Origin of the sequence: Shewanella sp. SP2S2-4, assembly GCF_031932025.1 — a bacterium.
GTDB lineage: Bacteria > Pseudomonadota > Gammaproteobacteria > Enterobacterales > Shewanellaceae > Shewanella > Shewanella baltica.
On the sequence record NZ_JAUOER010000016.1, the window covers coordinates 69,142 to 86,609 of the forward strand.

The window sequence follows — 17,468 nt, forward strand, 5'->3', positions numbered from 1 at the left end:
ATGACTATTTTTCAGTCTGTAGCTGGATGGAAACTGTCATGCCGACGCTCAGCTCTATGTCCTTAGGAATGCTATCTAGCTGAATATCGACCGGAATACGCTGCGACAACCTCACCCAATTAAAGGTTTGGCCGATTTGCGGCAATAACTGTTCATTAGTAGTGACATTGGTATTGGCGATTGCTTTACCTATGCTGGTCACTTTGCCATGCAAGACATGGCCGCCACTCATCAGGCTGACATCGGCGTTTTGACCTATGTGAACCAAGGGGATTTTGGTTTCTTCAAAATAGCCTGTGATATAGAGAGAATCTTGTTTGACCAGCGAAAATACTGAGTTGCCTTTGCTGACATAGTTGCCATTACGCAGGCTTAAATTGATCAGTGTGCCGTTTTCGGGAGCGTGAATTTGCGTTCGCGCTAAGTCAATTTTGGCGGTATTTAATTGCGCCTGTGCGAGTTCATAACTGGTTCTTGCCAGTTCGGTATTGATAAAGGCTTCGTCGAAGGTTTCTTTGCTGACCAAGTTGTCATTGGTCAAACCGATACGACGTTTGTACTTATGTTTTGCCAGTTCCCATGCCAATTTTTGACTTTCCGCTTTGGCATTCAATTCGGCAATGGTGGCCTTGTAGCGGGTATCGTCCACAGTGAACAACACATCACCTTTATTTACGGTTTGATTGTCTTTGACATTCAATTGGTTCACCCAACCGGACACATCTGGCGCTATGGTAATGATTTCGGCGCGAACTCGGCCGTCGCGAGTCCAAGGAGAATAAAGGTAGTGTGACCATATCCAATGTCCCGCGATACCTGCAACCGCGACCACAATGAGGGTGAGGCTGATTCGAAAGATTTTTCCCATGAACAATCAACTCCCAAGCAAGTAAATGACCAACGCCAGATAGCAGATAAACAGCCCAACTTCGAACCAAGCTTCGCGCCACAGCTTGTGATAGAGCCCAGTTTGATAGAGTACCAAGCGAGTGATGCAGGAAAGCAGAAAAGCTAAGGGGATAAAGATAATTAATGGACTAAATAACAAACCATCGAACGCGAGTTCTTTAAGCATTACGCTATTCATCCCGATTACAGTGGCGCAGCGATAACCGCGCTGTGTGTTTAAAATGCAAAGTACTCAGTCGAGATTATAGGAAAGTCGCGTGCGAGTTAATGATTTTATGCTATCTGTGATCAATTAGGGCCAGCATTAGCTGGCCCTAAATATGATGAAATCAAAGCGAAAATCGCTTTTACCTCATGGTAACGAATTCTTCCGCGCCCGTTGGGTGGATAGCAACAACCGCATCGAAATCGGCCTTAGTTGCGCCCATTTTCATGGCGACGCCGAAACCTTGAAGGATTTCGTCCATACCAAAACCAATACCATGAATACCGACGACTTTTTCGTCCTTGCCAGCGCAGACTAACTTCATCTTACAGGCTTGGCGATGGGCCGTAACGGCGGTGTACATTGAGGTAAACGTCGAGGTATACACTTTGACGTTATCATCGCCGTAGTGAGTGCGCGCTTCTGGTTCGGTCAAGCCCATAGTGCCGATTGGTGGATGGCTGAACACGACGGTTGGGATCAGGCTGTAATCCATTTTGGCATCTGTCATGTCGTTAAATAAACGCTCGGATAACAAACGGCCCGCTTTAACCGCAACTGGGGTGAGCTCTACGCCGCCCGCCATAATGTCGCCGACACAGTAAATTCCTTTGTGGGTCGTATTTTGCTGCTCGTCAGTGATGACATAGCCTTTGCTATCTACTTGCACTTCGGTGTTTTCTAAGCCGATATTGCCCGTCGCTGGTGAACGGCCAATTGCCCAAATTAGGCAATCGACTGTGATGCTTTCACCGTTCTCTAAGCTTAATGTCAGGCTGTCATCGGCATTTTTAACCACAGCTTTTGGTACGCTATGGGTGTGCAATGTTGGGCCTTCGGTCGCCATGGCTTCAACGAGGGCATCGACTAAGATGGGGTCAAAGTTACGCAGCGGCGCATGTTTACGCACTAATAAGTGAGTTTCACTGCCCAGAGCGTGTAACACGCCAGCGACTTCAACGGCGATATAGCCTGCACCTACAACGGCAACGCGCTTTGGTTGCTCACGCAGAGCGAAGAAACCATCGGAATCGATACCGTATTCGGCACCAGGAATGTTCGGAATAGTCGGCGCGCCGCCAGTGGCGATGAGGATGTTATCGGCAGTGTAATGTTCGCCGTCCACTTCAATAGTGTTGCCATCGACAAAACGGCCGTAGCCATTTAACAGGGTCACTTTGTTGTTGGCAAAACCACGGCCGTAGGCATCATGAATGCGGCCAATGTAGGCTTCGCGGTTCTCGACCAAGGTATTCCAATCGAATTTATTAACAGTGACGTCGAAACCATAATCTTTGGCGTAAAGGTTCATCGCTTCGGCAACATGGGCGCCATACCACATGACTTTTTTCGGCACACAGCCTACGTTTACACAGGTGCCACCTACGTGTTTGGCTTCGATGAGTAGAACCTTAGCGCCACGCATTGCTGCTCGGTTTGCTGAGGCGATACCGCCGCTGCCTGCGCCTAGGCAGATATAGTCAAAATGTTGAGCCATGAGTTTCTCCGTCTTACTTCAAGGATGAGATGCTTTACAGCAGAAGGTCATTGTAGGGGTGTTTGCGATAACAGACCAGCCCATTGCATGACTAACGCATAAGACCGTACTTTGACTGAAAATGATCCCGAGCTTTACACTGAGCCTAATTGAGCATCGTGCGGTTATCTAGCGGCGATATTGGCACTTGGAGTGATCGTTTTGAGCAGGGCCTTCTGCACCACATTTCAAACATTGCCATTCCTTTTGGCGGGCGCTGAGTTCGTCGGCTTGATGCGTAGCGGCATTATCTTGCTTGCCGCCGAGTTGCGCTTCTAACTGATCCATACGTTTATCGAGCCAGCGACAGTTGGGATCATTGGCTACGTGTTCACGGCTGGCAAGTTGTTGCTTGCGGCTGAGTTTTTTACTCTTAGTGGCTTTGGTCGATTGCGTGTCTTTAGTTGATTTAGTGGCTTTTGATGGCTCGGTTGGCGTGAGAGTGGGAGCCGAATACTCGAGGCTGCTTTGCTCTTGGTTAGGCAGATTAATCGGTTTGCCCTCACTGTCGAGCAAGGTGCCTAGGGGCAAAGGCGCGGTTTGTGTCGATTGTGATAAGGACTCTAGACTCGGTTCAGATTCAGGCTCAAGTTCAAGTAATTGCCGTGCGTCAGCCGAGTGTATAACTGGGAGAAAAAGTAGCAGTAAGGCAATAACGGCGGTGCGGATGAGATAAAAGTGCTGGGCTAACATTCCCTGTACCTCGGCAAAATCGATATGAATGGTGAGTCGTTCCGTCGACTTTTTGAGTGTAGTTAGTGAGCGCTATTTTGCCAAATGGAGCGGGATAAATTGACAGAGGAAGGTTGTAATACCGCGCTAAAAACACGGCGCTAAGAATGGAGTTAAAACGTCATCGCAAAGTGGATGCCGGCATAGGTCTCATCTTGCGAGCTCATATCGCCATTCGCCATCGCTTCTTGCTCAATATCTCCTTGGGCAATACTGTGGCTGATGTGACCATCGATACTCATGTAGGATGACAGCTGATAACTGGCTTCGAGGCCAAATTGCAAGTTATTGCGGCCATCGTGTTCTTCTGTGCGGTATTTAAAATCAAACCCTTGAGTGATGTATGGCGTGAGGCTGAGCTGATCTGTGACATGCCAATAGCTGTGTAAACTCACCTCAACAAAGTAACCCGCAGCCTCGGTGGAATAGACATAACTTGCCGATGGTACTAGCCAAGGTTCAGCTGTGTAAGCGAGTTCGGCAAATAGCTCGTTATCGTGGCAACGGCTATTGCTGTAGCCTTCAATACGTTGATATCCCACATTAGCCTCTAGGTTTTCGGCCACATCGAACCCATATTCAAGGCCGATATTCCACTCAGTGTAGGCTTGGCTATCGCCGCGGCCAACTAAAGCGTAGACGGTGATATTGTCTTGCTGGACTGCGGTATTCAGCCAATAGATGCCGCCATCTTGCAGATTATTGCGACCCTGTGAGACGTATTGACTGTCCCAACCTAAATCCAGTGTTACAGCTAAGGCTTGGCTATTCTGGCTGGGCAATCCGGCGCTTGAAATGCTCTCGATGCTTTCTAGGCTCTCATTGGCGAATGCGTTGTAGCTAAGGCCGTTGATGCCTAAAGTGCAGAGGATGCTCGCCATCAGTTTTACTGAGTGTGTTGCCATATTTTTGCTGATTTAGGTAGAAATGCGTTTGTTAGGGCGAGAATACCTTTCCCATAGATAAGTGTTAATGCGAATTGATTCGATTTGCGATCAAGCCGACAATAATGCTTAGGTACATTAAGCGTAAATGCTAAATGCGAACGAGTTCACTTTTTTTAAGCAGAAATAGCGTTAGCAAGGTGTTCGAAGGGGGCAATCGGTTTTCTTGCCTTGATAAATAGCCCGTTAGCCCTTATCTATAAGTGATACAGATTGTTGAGGAGTCAATATGAGCAACCCTTTGCTTAGCGGCGCAAAATTACCGCTTTTTTCACAGATTAAACCGGAACATATTCAAGTCGCTGTTGAGCATGCCATTGCTCAGTGCCGCACTAAGATTGATGAAGTGCTGCAGAATCAAGGTCCTTACACTTGGGACAACTTGGTCGCGCCACTAGAACAGGTTGACGATGAGCTAAGCCAAATTTGGTCGCCCGTTTCTCACATGAATTCAGTGACCAGCACCGATGAATGGCGCGCTGCTCATGATGCTTGTTTGCCGCTATTGTCGGAATACGGCACTTATGTTGGTCAACACCAAGGTTTGTATCAAGCCTATAAAGCCTTGCATGCATCGAATGAATTTACACAGTTAAGCCAAGCCCAGCAGAAGGTGATTGAACACAGCCTGCGCGATTTTGAACTATCGGGTATTGGCTTAGATGACGCGCAAAAAGTGCGTTATGGCGAAATGGTTAAACGTCTTTCTGAACTCACCAGTGGCTTTTCGAATCAATTACTGGATGCGACTCAAGCTTGGACTAAGTTAATCACGGATGAAGCGGAACTTGCTGGCCTGCCAGAGTCTGCCAAAGCCGCCGCTAAGGCGATGGCCGATGCGCGTGAGTTAGACGGTTGGTTGTTTACCTTAGATTTCCCTTCTTATTTACCTGTCATGACTTACAGCGAAAACCGCAGTCTTCGGGAAGAGTGTTACCGCGCCTTCGTTACGCGCGCTTCAGATCAAGGCCCCAATGCTGGCGAGTTTGATAACAGCCCGCTGATGGACGAAATCCTAGCACTGCGCCACGAACTGGCATTGTTACTCGGTTTTGACAGTTTTGCCGACAAATCCCTAGCGACGAAAATGGCTGAAACGCCGGCGCAGGTGATGGCATTTTTAAATGAGCTAGCGCTGCGCTCAAAGGATCAGGCTAAAGCTGAATTGGCCGAGCTGAGAGCGTTTGCCGAGACGGAATACGGCGTGAGCGAAATGGCATCTTGGGACTTAAGTTTCTATGCCGAGAAGTTGCAGCAGCACAAGTATGAGATTTCACAGGAAATCCTGCGTCCTTACTTCCCTGAAGATAAAGTGCTCTCGGGTTTGTTCTACACAGTCTCGCGTTTGTTCGGCCTTAAAATCGTTGAGCAAAAAGACCTTGATCGTTGGCATAAAGACGTGCGTTTCTTCGATATTTTCGACGAAACTGACGAACACAGAGGCAGTTTTTACCTCGACTTATATGCCCGTACAGGTAAACGTGGCGGTGCTTGGATGGATGACTGCCGTGTGCGCCGTCAAACCGCCGATGGATTGCAAAAGCCAGTGGCCTATTTGACCTGTAACTTTAATGGTCCGGTCGATGGTAAACCTGCGTTATTTACCCACGATGAAGTGACGACCCTGTTCCACGAATTTGGCCATGGTATTCACCATATGCTGACCAAAATCGATGTTGCAGGCGTGTCGGGTATCAATGGAGTGCCCTGGGATGCGGTCGAGTTACCAAGTCAATTTATGGAGAACTGGTGCTGGCAGGAAGAAGCCTTAGCCGAAATTTCAGGTCACTTCGAAACGGGTGAACCTTTACCTAAAGCCTTGTTAGATAAGATGCTTGCGGCGAAAAACTTCCAGTCTGGCATGATGATGTTGCGCCAACTCGAGTTCTCGCTATTCGATTTTAGAATGCACCACGAATACGACCCAGCTAAAGGCGCGCGCATTCAAGAAACCTTAGACGAAGTGCGCCGTCAGGTAGCCGTATTAACGCCGCCAGACTTTAACCGTTTCCAACATGGTTTTGCCCACATTTTTGCGGGCGGTTATGCTGCGGGTTATTACAGCTATAAATGGGCAGAAGTGCTGTCGGCGGATGCGTTTTCCCGCTTCGAAGAGGAAGGGATTTTCAACCCTGAAACGGGTCGTCGTTTCCTGCACAATATCCTCGAAATGGGTGGCTCAGCCGAACCTATGGACTTGTTTAAACAGTTTATGGGACGTGAGCCGAATATCGATGCCCTGTTAAGACATTCGGGCATTGCGGCATAGATTTAATGCGTAAGCTATTGCGATAAAAGATAAACTTGCCAATTTTAACTGGCTGGTTATCTCAGACCAATGAGCTTAGTTGAACGATAAAAAGACGCCTTAGGGCGTCTTTTTTGTGATCTGATTCACGCTTGCCCTGTGGTATGACCTCTGTTAGCCTGTGGCTCTTATTTTAAGGGCGACTGGTTATGAATCTGTATTTTCGTTTGTTTTGGTTATTATTTTGGCGCACGCGCCACTGCCGTAAAATTGATTTTCTAGGCACAAGCCGTATCACTTATCGTGCTTTACCGAGCGATTGCGACATCAATTTCCATCTGACTAATTCTCGCTATCCTGCGTTTATGGATCTGGCGCGGACTTATATGTTAGCCGAGATGGGTCTACTGAAACGTTTCTTAAAGTTGAAGTGGATGCCGATAGTTAATGCTGCCGAATTTACCTATATTCGCGATATCAAGCCGCTAAAAACCTTTGAGATTGAAACCAAAGTTGTTGGCTGGGATGAGAAGTATTTCTATATTGAACAACGCTTTGTGAGCGAACGTGGCCTACATTGTATCGTCCATGTGCGCGGTGTATTTGTGTGCAAAGGTAAGCAAGTGCCGCTCGATGTGTTAGTGAAAGAGGCGGGTTATACCGATGCCGCACCTGAATTACCGCCAGAAGTCGTGAAGTGGAAAGCATTTTTGCAGTTGAAGAAAGAACGCAATATGTGATCTTGTTGAGGCATGACTTACCCCGCTAAGGTATGCCTCTTATTCCCGCCGTTTCCTCCATTTCAGCCAGCAACACCTCTTCTTGTACTAACATCCAAGCGCCGCGCAATTGTGCCTGTTGCCAATAGCGCACGACTTCATCCAAGTCCAACAGATTTAAGTGTTGAAAGCTATAACTTAAACAAGGGATTAGGGCGCAGTCGGCTAAGGTAAAACTGTCGCCACAAACCCAATGGTGTTGCGTGAGTTGCGTGTCTAAGCGTTGAAATTGTATCAGTAGTTGTTTCTCTAATTGTTTGATTTCGAACTCGTTACTGTCCTCGGTATGCTTCAACTTTTCTAATTGAAATAATGGGTTATTAATATCATTGTCTATGATGCGATCGAACAAACGCACCTGTAAGTTGCGTTGCGGTTCTTGGGGCAGCAGCTGGGTACTGTTATTAAAATGCCTATCTAAGTATTCAATAATAATGCTGGATTCGGGAACAAGCAGCTCATCGTGGGTTTTTAGCAGGGGAACTCTCGCCTGCGGATAGGTTTGGTGAAATTCCTTGCGTGAAAAAGGGTCGCGCAGATCTATGATTCTGGGGTAGAAATTGGCCTGCTTTTCATAAAGTGCGATCAGCACCTTTTGTGAATAGCGAGATAAGGGGTGATAAAAAAGCTCCATAGGCACTAACTCCAAACCCTGAATTTTACTGACTTTACGCCTTAACTTTAGTCGTAATTAAGGTGCTTGCTGTAAGAGTTTTTCTAAAAAATGCAGGGATAAACACAATTTTTAGCGGCAAAGCCAAATGATCCATCAAGGATAAAAATCGGTATTATTAACGACATATCAAAAGTGTCGGGATTTAATCATTTTAAAGGTAATAATATGAGCCAGTTAGAGCGTTTTTCATCTATTTATGCCAGAGCCAGTGAGCGCAAAGGCGGGGCTACGGGACTCGAAGCCTTGTTGTCTGGTTGCCTGTCCGATGATGAAATTCGCCAGTATCGTGATGCTGAATTATTGTCAGCGATGAGCCGTCAGGTGTTTCAAAGTGGTTTTGTGTGGCGGGTGGTTGTTAATAAATGGCCAGAATATGAGAAGTCATTCTTTGGATTTGAACCGCATAAAGTGTTGATGTTATCTCCAGAGCAAATTCAAGCGCGGGCGAGTGATGCGACACTGATCCGCCATCTAAAAAAGACTCAAGCCATTTATGATAATGCTTTAATGATCCACGATGTTGCTCGCGAACATGGCAGCTTGGCACAGCTGATCGCCGCTTGGCCGACGCAGGATATTATCGGTTTGTGGGCACTGTTGAAGAAGCGCGGTACCCGACTGGGCGGCAACACAGGTCCTTATTTTCTGCGCGGCATTGGCAAAGATACCTTTTTGTTAACCGATGATGTGCAAGGTTATTTTAAAGCACACAAGTTAGTCGATGCGGGTTTTACGTCGCAGACGGCGCTTAAACAAGTACAAGCTGTATTTAATCAGTGGCAACAGGAATCAGGGCGTTGTTTGGCCGATATCAGCCGTATTTTGGCTTGCAGCGTGGGGGATAATCGAATTTAGGACGTTTAGATCTAGCACTTTTAAGCGCAACATAAAAAAGACCAGCCGCGTGGGCTGGTCAAGGCTCTATTAATCAAGCCACTGGAGTGCCGCAGGGAAGCAGCGGATGAGCGGATAACGCGACGAACTACACTTAAAAACTTTTGCTGATGCCCACGACAAATCTGTCATCGAAGATTTCAGTCTGAGTGCCATAGACTTTGTGGTCGGTATCGACTGTGCTGCCGTGGTAACGGACATCAAAATTCAACCCGTAGAATACTTTGCTAAGACCTAAGTTCCAGTGTCCCCAACCTTCGGCACCTTCACCGCTCAAGTCTTGATAACCGACTGAGCCTGAGATTTTCACGCCATTATCGAAGTTGTAGCTTGGGTGCAAGGCGTAGTTCACGCCGTGCCAGCCATCGACACCAAACCAGTCATCGACTGTGGGCGTGACTTCTAATTGCAGGTTGGCACGGCCAAACTGTTTGCCGACTTTGAGCCAGAGTTCTGTGTAATTTGAATAGGATGCACCTGGGTAGAGGTATGAAAATAGCATTACATCATAGGTAAATCCTGAGTCGCCAAATTCACCAGCTTTGCCGATAAAAGGCGCGGTAACTATCTCTAAATTAGGATCGGCAAACTTGATGTTGGAGCTAAATACCCCTGCATACCAACCTTCATTATGATTCCAACTTAAGGTGCCTTGCACTACGGGGATATCACCATCTAAGGTTTCAGATTCACCGCGGAATACATAATCGGAGGCAAAGTTAACATTGGCATTAATCGTACCGCCTAAGAGCTGGTTGTCATCGGCCGCTTGGACAGTCATAGCAAGGGAAAGTAACGCCCCGCTAAGCAAAAATGTAGTGCGAGTCTTCATAATCATCATCTCAAAATTATTTCAAATTATTGGGAGTTGTTAGCGCACCATTATCGTAAAAATAACTTGTGAATAGCCGTGATGCTTGGAATGAACCAATCACGAAAATATGTGAATGAATATGAACAAATGCGTTTTTAAGCGAGGAATTTTTAGCTTTGTAAGCAATATTCGTCATTAAAGAAGTGTTAATTGTGGGAGTCTGAGTTTCATTTAATGGGGTATTAAACTGGATTTCGGGTTTGCTCCGCCTATGGGGAATCACTAAAATAACCCGCTCAGTATGATTTGAGACGGTTAATTTTATTGTTGTGGGTTTGACTTAAACCATTGGCACCGCATTTCGACCATATTAAGTGGTTTGAGGTAACAAATTGCACATTAATCCGCTAAATGATGTTTTTAACGCGCTGGCAGTCTGAAGCCAATTCTTTGCTTACTCTCTTTCGGTATTATCAGTTTTAATAGGGTCGTTTTTAACGGCTAGATGCTGAGAGTGGCCTGAGTAAAAACAGCAGCGCTGTGTTTTCGTCTCTATGTACAAATTATTGCAACAAGTGGCGGTTAAGCTAACGCCGTTGAGCTGTGTGCCTTGGCCTGCGCTAAGTGTAGAATATGAACAGATTTGCAACATATTCAATATGGAGTAGGCTTATTGGGTGTTTTACGGCATATCCCTCTAACAATGTTGCTCAAAGTTAACGGGATTCTTAAATCGAATAACAATTCGATGAATATAGTAATGCCGAATGAGTGAAAATTTTCATTAGTTTACAATTTAGTTTCGTTATCTTCCTTGTTGATTCATATAGGCTATGAGATAAATAACGGATTTGATTTTAGTTACAATTACGGCTCGTGTCAGCGCAATAAGTGTACTGGTATGTGGGCAGTTAATATTTGAAGGAGTTCTCATGCGGCAGACAATTAAACTTGCCTCAGTTATAAGCGTGGCGTTATGGATGGCAGCTTGCAGCCCTCAAGAAGAGAAAGCTCAGGCGGGCGCTGGCCCACGTAGTATGGAAGTGGGAATCCTTAATGTTGTTGCCCAGCCACAAGTGATTCAGGTGGAATTACCTGGACGCAGTAAAGCTTTCCTCGAGGCTGAAGTTCGTCCACAGGTTAACGGTATTATCACTAAGCGTAGTTTTGTTGAAGGCGGCAATGTGAAACAGGGTGAATCCTTGTATCAGATTGACTCTTCAACTTACAAAGCTGCGTTAGTCAGTGCCAATGCCGATTTAGCCAGAGCCAATGCGGGTTTAGCCTCAGCAAAAGCTAAGGCGGCACGTTATCAGCAACTGGTGAAAACCAACGCCATCAGTAAGCAAGAATTTGATGAAGCTGAAGCGGCTTACAAGGAAGCATTAGCGAACGTCACAGTGGCAGAAGCTGCGATTAATACAGCTAAAATCAACCTGCAATACACTGAAGTATTAGCGCCTATCTCTGGTCGTATCGGTAAATCGAGTGTGACTGCGGGTGCGTTAGTGACTGCCAACCAAAGCCAAACATTGGCGACGATTCAACAACTTGATCCTATCAATGTGGATATCGCGCAATCGAGTGCGCAGTTGTTGCGTCTTAAGGCTAAGTTGAAGCAAGGTAAGCTACAAGCGTCAGAAAATGCAGACGTGCAATTGTTGCTCGAAGATGGCAGTCAATACAGTCATCCGGGTAAGTTGCAGTTCGCTGAAGTGAGTGTGGACCCAAACACTGGTTCAGTCATTCTGCGCGCTGAGTTCCCGAACCCTGAAGGTATCTTGTTACCGGGTATGTATGTTCGCGCTATGTTAAATGCGGGCACGGATCCACAGGCTATCTTAGTTCCGCAAAAAGCGATTACGCGTAACTCTAAAGGTGAAGCTGTGGCTATGGTGGTGAATGACCAAGGTTTAGTCGAAGCGAAAACTGTGACGACCGCTGAAGTGATTAACAACCAATGGCGAGTCACTTCTGGTTTAGCTGTGGGCGATAAGTTGATTGTGGAAGGATTACAGAAAGTTCGTCCCGGCGCTCCAGTAACCACCAAAGTTATTTCTGAAACGCAAGCACAATAGGGCATAGCTATGGCACGTTTTTTTATTGATCGCCCCATCTTTGCGTGGGTGATCGCCTTGATTATTATGCTGGCGGGGATCCTCTCGATCCGCTCGCTGCCAGTGTCTCAATATCCTAACATTGCACCACCGACCGTAGTGATCAGTGCTAACTATCCTGGCGCTTCCGCTAAGATCGTTGAAGATTCTGTGACTCAGGTGATTGAGCAACGTATGACGGGTATCGATCATCTCCGTTATATCGCCTCAGCCAGTGACAGTTTTGGTAATGCTGAGATCACTTTAACCTTTAACGCTGAAGCCGATCCGGATATTGCACAGGTTCAAGTACAGAACAAGTTGCAGGGCGCTATGACCCTGTTACCGCAAGAAGTGCAGGCGCAAGGGGTTAACGTTAACAAGTCGAGTTCTGGCTTCTTAATGGTATTAGGCTTCGTATCGACTGATGGTTCGTTAGATAAGGGCGATATCGCCGACTATGTTGGTGCGAACATCCAAGATCCTATGAGCCGTGTTCCGGGTGTAGGTGAAATTCAGCTGTTCGGTGCCCAATATGCGATGCGTATATGGCTAGATCCGTTGAAGTTGACTCAATATAACTTAACTAGCTTAGATGTTATTGCGGCGATTCGTTCTCAAAACGCTCAAGTCTCCGCTGGACAGTTAGGTGGCGCGCCATCTGTGGCTGGCCAAGAGCTGAACGCGACCGTATCGGCGCAAAGTCGTTTACAAACGGCTGAAGAATTCCGCAAGATTATCCTTAAATCGGATATTTCAGGTGCAAATGTCTTCCTCGGTGATGTGGCGCGAGTTGAGTTAGGTTCTGAAAGTTATGCCGTGGTTTCACTGTATAATGGTCAACCTGCAACAGGGTTAGCGATTAAACTGGCAACGGGTGCTAACGCGCTGGATACAGCATCAGCAGTCCGTGAAAAAATCGATGAGATGAAGCCCTTCTTCCCGCAGGGATTAGAAGTCGTTTATCCATACGATACAACGCCTTTCGTTGAGCAATCTATCGAAGGTGTGGTGCATACCTTGCTTGAAGCTATCGTACTTGTGTTCGTTATCATGTACCTCTTCCTGCAAAACTTCCGTGCAACCTTGATCCCGACTATTGCAGTGCCTGTGGTATTGCTGGGTACCTTTGCGATTCTATCGATGGCGGGTTTCTCGATTAACACCCTAACCATGTTCGCTATGGTGCTCGCCATCGGTTTGCTGGTGGACGATGCGATTGTGGTGGTGGAAAACGTCGAGCGGGTGATGTCCGAAGAGGGCTTAAGTCCACTCGAAGCGACGCGTAAGTCGATGGATCAAATTACCGGTGCCTTAGTCGGTATTGGTCTGACCCTATCTGCTGTGTTTGTACCTATGGCATTTATGTCAGGTTCAACGGGTGTGATTTACCGTCAGTTCTCTATCACTATCGTCTCTGCGATGGCGCTGTCTGTTCTGGTGGCGTTGATTTTAACGCCAGCACTGTGTGCGACTATGTTAAAGCCAGTCAAGAAGGGCCATGGTCACATAGAAACAGGCTTCTTCGGTTGGTTTAACCGTACTTTCGATAAGCTGACTAATCGTTATGAATCGAGCGTAGCCGGTATCATCAAACGCAGCTTCAGAGTGATGACGATTTATGTTGTGCTGGTGATTGCAGTGGGTTGGATCTTCATCCGTATGCCTACCGCCTTCTTGCCAGACGAAGACCAAGGTATTTTGTTTACCCAAGCGATTTTGCCGACTAACTCAACCCAAGAAAGCACCCTAAAAGTATTGGAGAAAGTGTCTGATCACTTTATGGCTGAAGAAGGCGTGAGATCGGTATTTAGCGTGGCGGGCTTCAGTTTTGCTGGTCAAGGGCAAAACATGGGTATCGCCTTCGTTGGCTTGAAGGATTGGTCTGAGCGTGAAGCGCCTGGCATGGACGTTAAGTCTATTGCGGGTCGCGCCATGGGTGTGTTCGGCCAGATGAAAGATGCTTTAGTCTTCGCCTTCGTACCGCCTGCGGTTATCGAGTTGGGTACGGCGAACGGTTTCGACATGTACTTGCAGGATAAGAACGGCCAAGGTCACGAGAAGTTAGTGGCGGCACGTAACCAACTGCTGGGCATGGCGGCACAGAATCCAAATCTGGTGGGCGTGCGTCCTAACGGTCAAGAAGATGCGCCGATTTATCAATTACATGTAGATCACGCTAAGTTAAGCGCGTTAGGCATTGAAATCACTAATGTGAACAGTGTGCTTGCCACGGCTTGGGGTGGTTCTTATGTGAACGACTTTATTGACCGCGGCCGCGTGAAGAAAGTGTATGTGCAAGGTGATGCCCAGTATCGTATGCAACCAGGAGATTTAGACACTTGGTATGTGCGTAATAACAAGGGCGACATGGTGCCATTCTCAGCCTTTGCTACGGGTACATGGGAATACGGTTCCCCACGTCTAGAGCGTTTTAACGGCTTACCATCGATGAACATTCAGGGTGCTACGGCTCCTGGGTTCAGTACCGGCGCGGCGATGGAAATCATGGAAGACCTTGCTAAGCAGCTTCCTCCTGGTTTTGGTGTTGAGTGGAACGGCTTATCGTACGAAGAGCGTCTATCGGGTAACCAAGCGCCTGCGCTGTATGCCTTGTCGATCTTAGTAGTGTTCCTCGTACTGGCTGCACTCTATGAGAGCTGGTCGGTGCCGTTTGCCGTTGTGCTTGTGGTGCCACTCGGGATCATCGGTGCCTTGATTGCAATGAACGGTCGCGGCTTGCCAAACGACGTATTCTTCCAAGTAGGACTGTTAACCACAGTAGGTTTGGCAACTAAGAATGCCATCTTGATTGTGGAATTCGCGAAAGAGTTCTACGAGAAAGGTTCTGGCTTAGTCGAGGCGACCCTGCATGCGGTACGTGTACGTTTGCGTCCTATTCTGATGACGTCTCTTGCCTTTGGTTTAGGTGTTGTTCCGTTAGCCATTAGCTCGGGTGTGGGTTCTGGTAGCCAAAACGCCATTGGTACTGCGGTACTTGGCGGTATGATGAGCTCGACCTTCCTAGGTATTTTCTTCGTACCATTATTCTTCGTGATAGTGGAGCGCATCTTCAGTAAGCGTGAGAAGAAAGCTAAAGAAGAGAAGCCAAGCTCAGCTGAATAAGCTCAGTCGTTTCTAAACTAAAGCCCTGCAATTGCGGGGCTTTTTGTTATTTTAATGCTGTTAGTTATAAAGATGGATAGGCACTGTGCGCGAGTTCTGGCATATTGCGCTTAGGCCGCTAAGAGGACGAAACATGGATGATGCAGCATTGGAATTGCAAAAATTAGATGCGCTACTTGCTAAGGGTAAGTGGTACTTTATTTTGGTCTTTGGCGTACTTTACTGGGGTATGCTGACGTCCCTCGTGGTCGCCTTAATCCATTATTTTATCTTGGGCGATCCATTCTGGGCGGAACTGCAAAGGGCACTCTATATTTATCCCATTAGCGGCATTTTATTTGGTTGGTTTGCGTGGGTGCAGATTCATCGTAAGCGAGATAAACTGCGCGCTCAATAGCATCAATAGTTCTGGTTAAGCTGAGTATAGGGATGACATGGTGTTTTCGTGGGGTAATCTTGCCGCTAAGCAACTTATCGTTGGGATGATATGCCATAGTATCGCGCTGGCGTTTTTGGCCTATGGCGTTTATGCGTTTTATTTAGAGTCGCTTGCAGTGCCCGAGTTAACCCGTTGTGTTGGCGCTGGCGTGTTATTTGTGGGAATGGGATTAGCACCGCAATTCTTTTTTATGCCAGTAAGCCAAATCGTGTCGCAAGCCAAAGACACGCCAGAAAAATCCACACTGCAAACCTATGTGTTTAATCTCGGTCTTTTTTTGATGATCTGCAGTCTGTTAATGGAATGGCTATACGACTAAATCTACGGGTTTTAGTAGATCAACCCGATAAAGCAAGGGCGTCGACTTCATCATCGACGCCCTTTTTATTGAGGTTAAGGCGTGTAGTAAGTCGCTGCGCCTGGCCCGACTGGCAGACCAAAACCAAATACCCACAGGAAGAAGAACGCTGTCCAACCCACGAAAAACACCAGGGTGTACGGCAGCATAGTGGCGATCAGCGTGCCTATACCGAGGTTTTTCTGGTAACGACAGGCGACCGCTAATATCAAACCAAAGTAGCTCATCATAGGCGTGACTAAGTTCGTCACTGAGTCCCCAATACGGTATGCCGCTTGAATTGTTTCGGGCGCATAACCGACCAGCATCAGCATAGGCACGAAAATCGGGGCGGTAATGGCCCACTGTGCCGAGGCGCTGCCGAGCATCAAGTTGATAAAGCCGCAAAGCATAATAAAGAACAGGAACACGATAGGGCCAGTCAGGCCTATGGATTGCAGCCCATCGGCACCTAACACTGCTAATACAGCACCTAAATTACTCCAGTTAAAGAAGGCGACAAACTGCGCGGCGAAGAAGACGAGGACGATATACATGCCCATAGTGCTCATGCTGTGGGACATGGCATTGATGACATCTTTATCATTTTTGATGCTGCCCACTATTTTGCCGTAAATAAAGCCCGGTATGGCAAAACAGATAAAGATGAAGGCGACTATGCCCTTGAGGAACGGTGAACCTGAGATAAGGCCAGTTTCTGGATGACGCAGCGGCGCGCCTTCTGGTACGACTGAAAGCGCTAGAATAACGGCGAGCACTAACATAGATAACCCCGCCCATTTTAAGCCACGCTTTTCAATCGCACTAACGCTCTCCATCGATTGCAGTACGGTTTCATCCGCATCATCACCTTGGTATTTGCCTAACTTAGGCTCGACGATTTTCTCGGTGACAAAGGCGCCAAGGAAAGTGATCACAAAGGTGGAGACAAACATGAAGTACCAGTTAACTTCTGGGCCGACGTTGTACTCAGGATCTATCATGCGCGCCGCAGCTTCGGTAATGCCTGATAATAAGGGATCGACAGTACCCAGTAACAAGTTTGCGCTATAGCCTCCTGAAACCCCCGCAAAGGCGGCCGCTAAACCGGCCAGCGGATGACGACCTAGGGAGTGGAAAATCATCGCTGCCATAGGGATCAATACTACATAGCCAAGCTCGGCGGCCGTGTTGGACATGATGCCGGCAAAGACTATGGTCACAGTAACCAATCGCTTTGAGGCACCCATGACTAAGGCGCGCATGGCGGCGGATAATAAGCCGGAACGTTCTGCAATCCCGACGCCGAGTAGTGCGACGAGCACAGTGCCGAGCGGCGTAAAGCCAGTAAAGTTAGTCACCAGATGCGACACTATCATCCGCAAGCCTTCGGCGTTCATTAGGCTTACCACATGGATTAAACCATCTGCACTGCGGCCGTGGGAACCAATGGGCCTTGGGTCAACAACGGTCAGGCCAAAGTAACCCGCGATACCTGAAATGACGACTACAGCGACACAGAACAGCGCGAATAGGGTGATTGGGTGGGGGAGAAGATTACCTAAGCGTTCAACAATATTGAGAAAACGTACAAACCAACCACTGGCGCTGATATCGCCATGTTGTGGATCTGGCTCAGAAGCCTTTTTTGGGGGAATATTGCCGGAATTAAAACTCATCGTTCTTCCTTTAGTCGACCTTTGCGCAGCGCACTATCTTTGACCCTAGAACA

The 17,468-nt window shown here is 47.4% G+C and carries 15 protein-coding genes; 7 read left to right on the top strand and 8 right to left on the bottom strand.

Annotation, left to right across the window (positions count from 1 at the left end):
* Positions 1–4 precede the first annotated feature (4 nt).
* The 5 genes from Q4Q54_RS13865 to Q4Q54_RS13885 all read right to left on the bottom strand — a co-directional run bounded on the left by Q4Q54_RS13865 (position 5) and on the right by Q4Q54_RS13885 (position 4,288).
* Entirely contained in the window at positions 5–868 is an 864-nt protein-coding gene (locus Q4Q54_RS13865; RefSeq protein WP_311988734.1) for an HlyD family secretion protein, read from the bottom strand.
* Between the two features lie 6 nt (positions 869–874).
* A complete protein-coding gene (locus tag Q4Q54_RS13870; RefSeq protein ID WP_006079439.1) occupies positions 875–1,075 on the bottom strand; it encodes a DUF1656 domain-containing protein in 201 nt (66 codons plus the stop codon).
* 181 nt (positions 1,076–1,256) lie between these two features.
* Complete coding sequence (gene gorA, locus Q4Q54_RS13875) at positions 1,257–2,612, bottom strand: glutathione-disulfide reductase (protein ID WP_311988735.1); 1,356 nt, start codon at positions 2,610–2,612, stop codon at positions 1,257–1,259.
* A 168-nt stretch (positions 2,613–2,780) separates the two neighbouring features.
* Complete coding sequence (locus tag Q4Q54_RS13880) at positions 2,781–3,344, bottom strand: hypothetical protein (RefSeq protein WP_311988736.1); 564 nt, start codon at positions 3,342–3,344, stop codon at positions 2,781–2,783.
* Positions 3,345–3,496: 152 nt separating this feature from the next.
* Positions 3,497–4,288, bottom strand: coding sequence for a hypothetical protein (locus Q4Q54_RS13885; RefSeq protein WP_311988737.1), 792 nt, complete (start codon positions 4,286–4,288; stop codon positions 3,497–3,499).
* A gap of 268 nt (positions 4,289–4,556) precedes the next feature.
* Between Q4Q54_RS13885 and prlC the strand changes: the two genes are divergently transcribed.
* Both prlC and Q4Q54_RS13895 read left to right on the top strand, forming a co-directional pair.
* Positions 4,557–6,596 carry an oligopeptidase A gene (gene prlC / locus Q4Q54_RS13890; protein WP_311988738.1) on the top strand — a complete coding sequence of 680 codons (2,040 nt, stop codon included), beginning with the start codon at positions 4,557–4,559 and terminating at the stop codon, positions 6,594–6,596.
* Positions 6,597–6,784: 188 nt separating this feature from the next.
* A complete protein-coding gene (locus Q4Q54_RS13895; protein WP_006079446.1) occupies positions 6,785–7,315 on the top strand; it encodes a thioesterase family protein in 531 nt (176 codons plus the stop codon).
* 25 nt (positions 7,316–7,340) lie between these two features.
* Here Q4Q54_RS13895 and Q4Q54_RS13900 read toward each other — a convergent pair whose 3' ends face one another.
* Positions 7,341–7,988 carry a glutathione S-transferase family protein gene (locus Q4Q54_RS13900; protein WP_311988739.1) on the bottom strand — a complete coding sequence of 216 codons (648 nt, stop codon included), beginning with the start codon at positions 7,986–7,988 and terminating at the stop codon, positions 7,341–7,343.
* Positions 7,989–8,195: 207 nt separating this feature from the next.
* Between Q4Q54_RS13900 and Q4Q54_RS13905 the strand changes: the two genes are divergently transcribed.
* Complete coding sequence (locus Q4Q54_RS13905) at positions 8,196–8,885, top strand: DNA-3-methyladenine glycosylase I (protein ID WP_012588905.1); 690 nt, start codon at positions 8,196–8,198, stop codon at positions 8,883–8,885.
* Positions 8,886–9,018: 133 nt separating this feature from the next.
* Here Q4Q54_RS13905 and Q4Q54_RS13910 read toward each other — a convergent pair whose 3' ends face one another.
* Positions 9,019–9,765 (bottom strand): TorF family putative porin, encoded by a 747-nt coding sequence (locus tag Q4Q54_RS13910; RefSeq protein ID WP_311988740.1) that lies wholly within the window; start codon positions 9,763–9,765, stop codon positions 9,019–9,021.
* Positions 9,766–10,670: 905 nt separating this feature from the next.
* Between Q4Q54_RS13910 and Q4Q54_RS13915 the strand changes: the two genes are divergently transcribed.
* The 4 genes from Q4Q54_RS13915 to Q4Q54_RS13930 all read left to right on the top strand — a co-directional run bounded on the left by Q4Q54_RS13915 (position 10,671) and on the right by Q4Q54_RS13930 (position 15,718).
* Positions 10,671–11,816 (top strand): efflux RND transporter periplasmic adaptor subunit, encoded by a 1,146-nt coding sequence (locus Q4Q54_RS13915; protein WP_220591495.1) that lies wholly within the window; start codon positions 10,671–10,673, stop codon positions 11,814–11,816.
* Positions 11,817–11,825: 9 nt separating this feature from the next.
* Complete coding sequence (locus Q4Q54_RS13920) at positions 11,826–14,960, top strand: efflux RND transporter permease subunit (protein WP_220591494.1); 3,135 nt, start codon at positions 11,826–11,828, stop codon at positions 14,958–14,960.
* Between the two features lie 133 nt (positions 14,961–15,093).
* The gene (locus tag Q4Q54_RS13925) at positions 15,094–15,357 is read left to right on the top strand and encodes a hypothetical protein (protein ID WP_063882126.1); all 264 of its coding nucleotides are present in this window, start codon (positions 15,094–15,096) and stop codon (positions 15,355–15,357) included.
* 37 nt (positions 15,358–15,394) lie between these two features.
* Positions 15,395–15,718, top strand: coding sequence for a hypothetical protein (locus Q4Q54_RS13930; RefSeq protein ID WP_063882129.1), 324 nt, complete (start codon positions 15,395–15,397; stop codon positions 15,716–15,718).
* 74 nt (positions 15,719–15,792) lie between these two features.
* On the opposite strand, the gene Q4Q54_RS13935 is transcribed toward Q4Q54_RS13930, so the two are convergent.
* Positions 15,793–17,415, bottom strand: coding sequence for an AbgT family transporter (locus Q4Q54_RS13935; protein ID WP_006084662.1), 1,623 nt, complete (start codon positions 17,413–17,415; stop codon positions 15,793–15,795).
* Positions 17,416–17,468 lie beyond the last annotated feature (53 nt).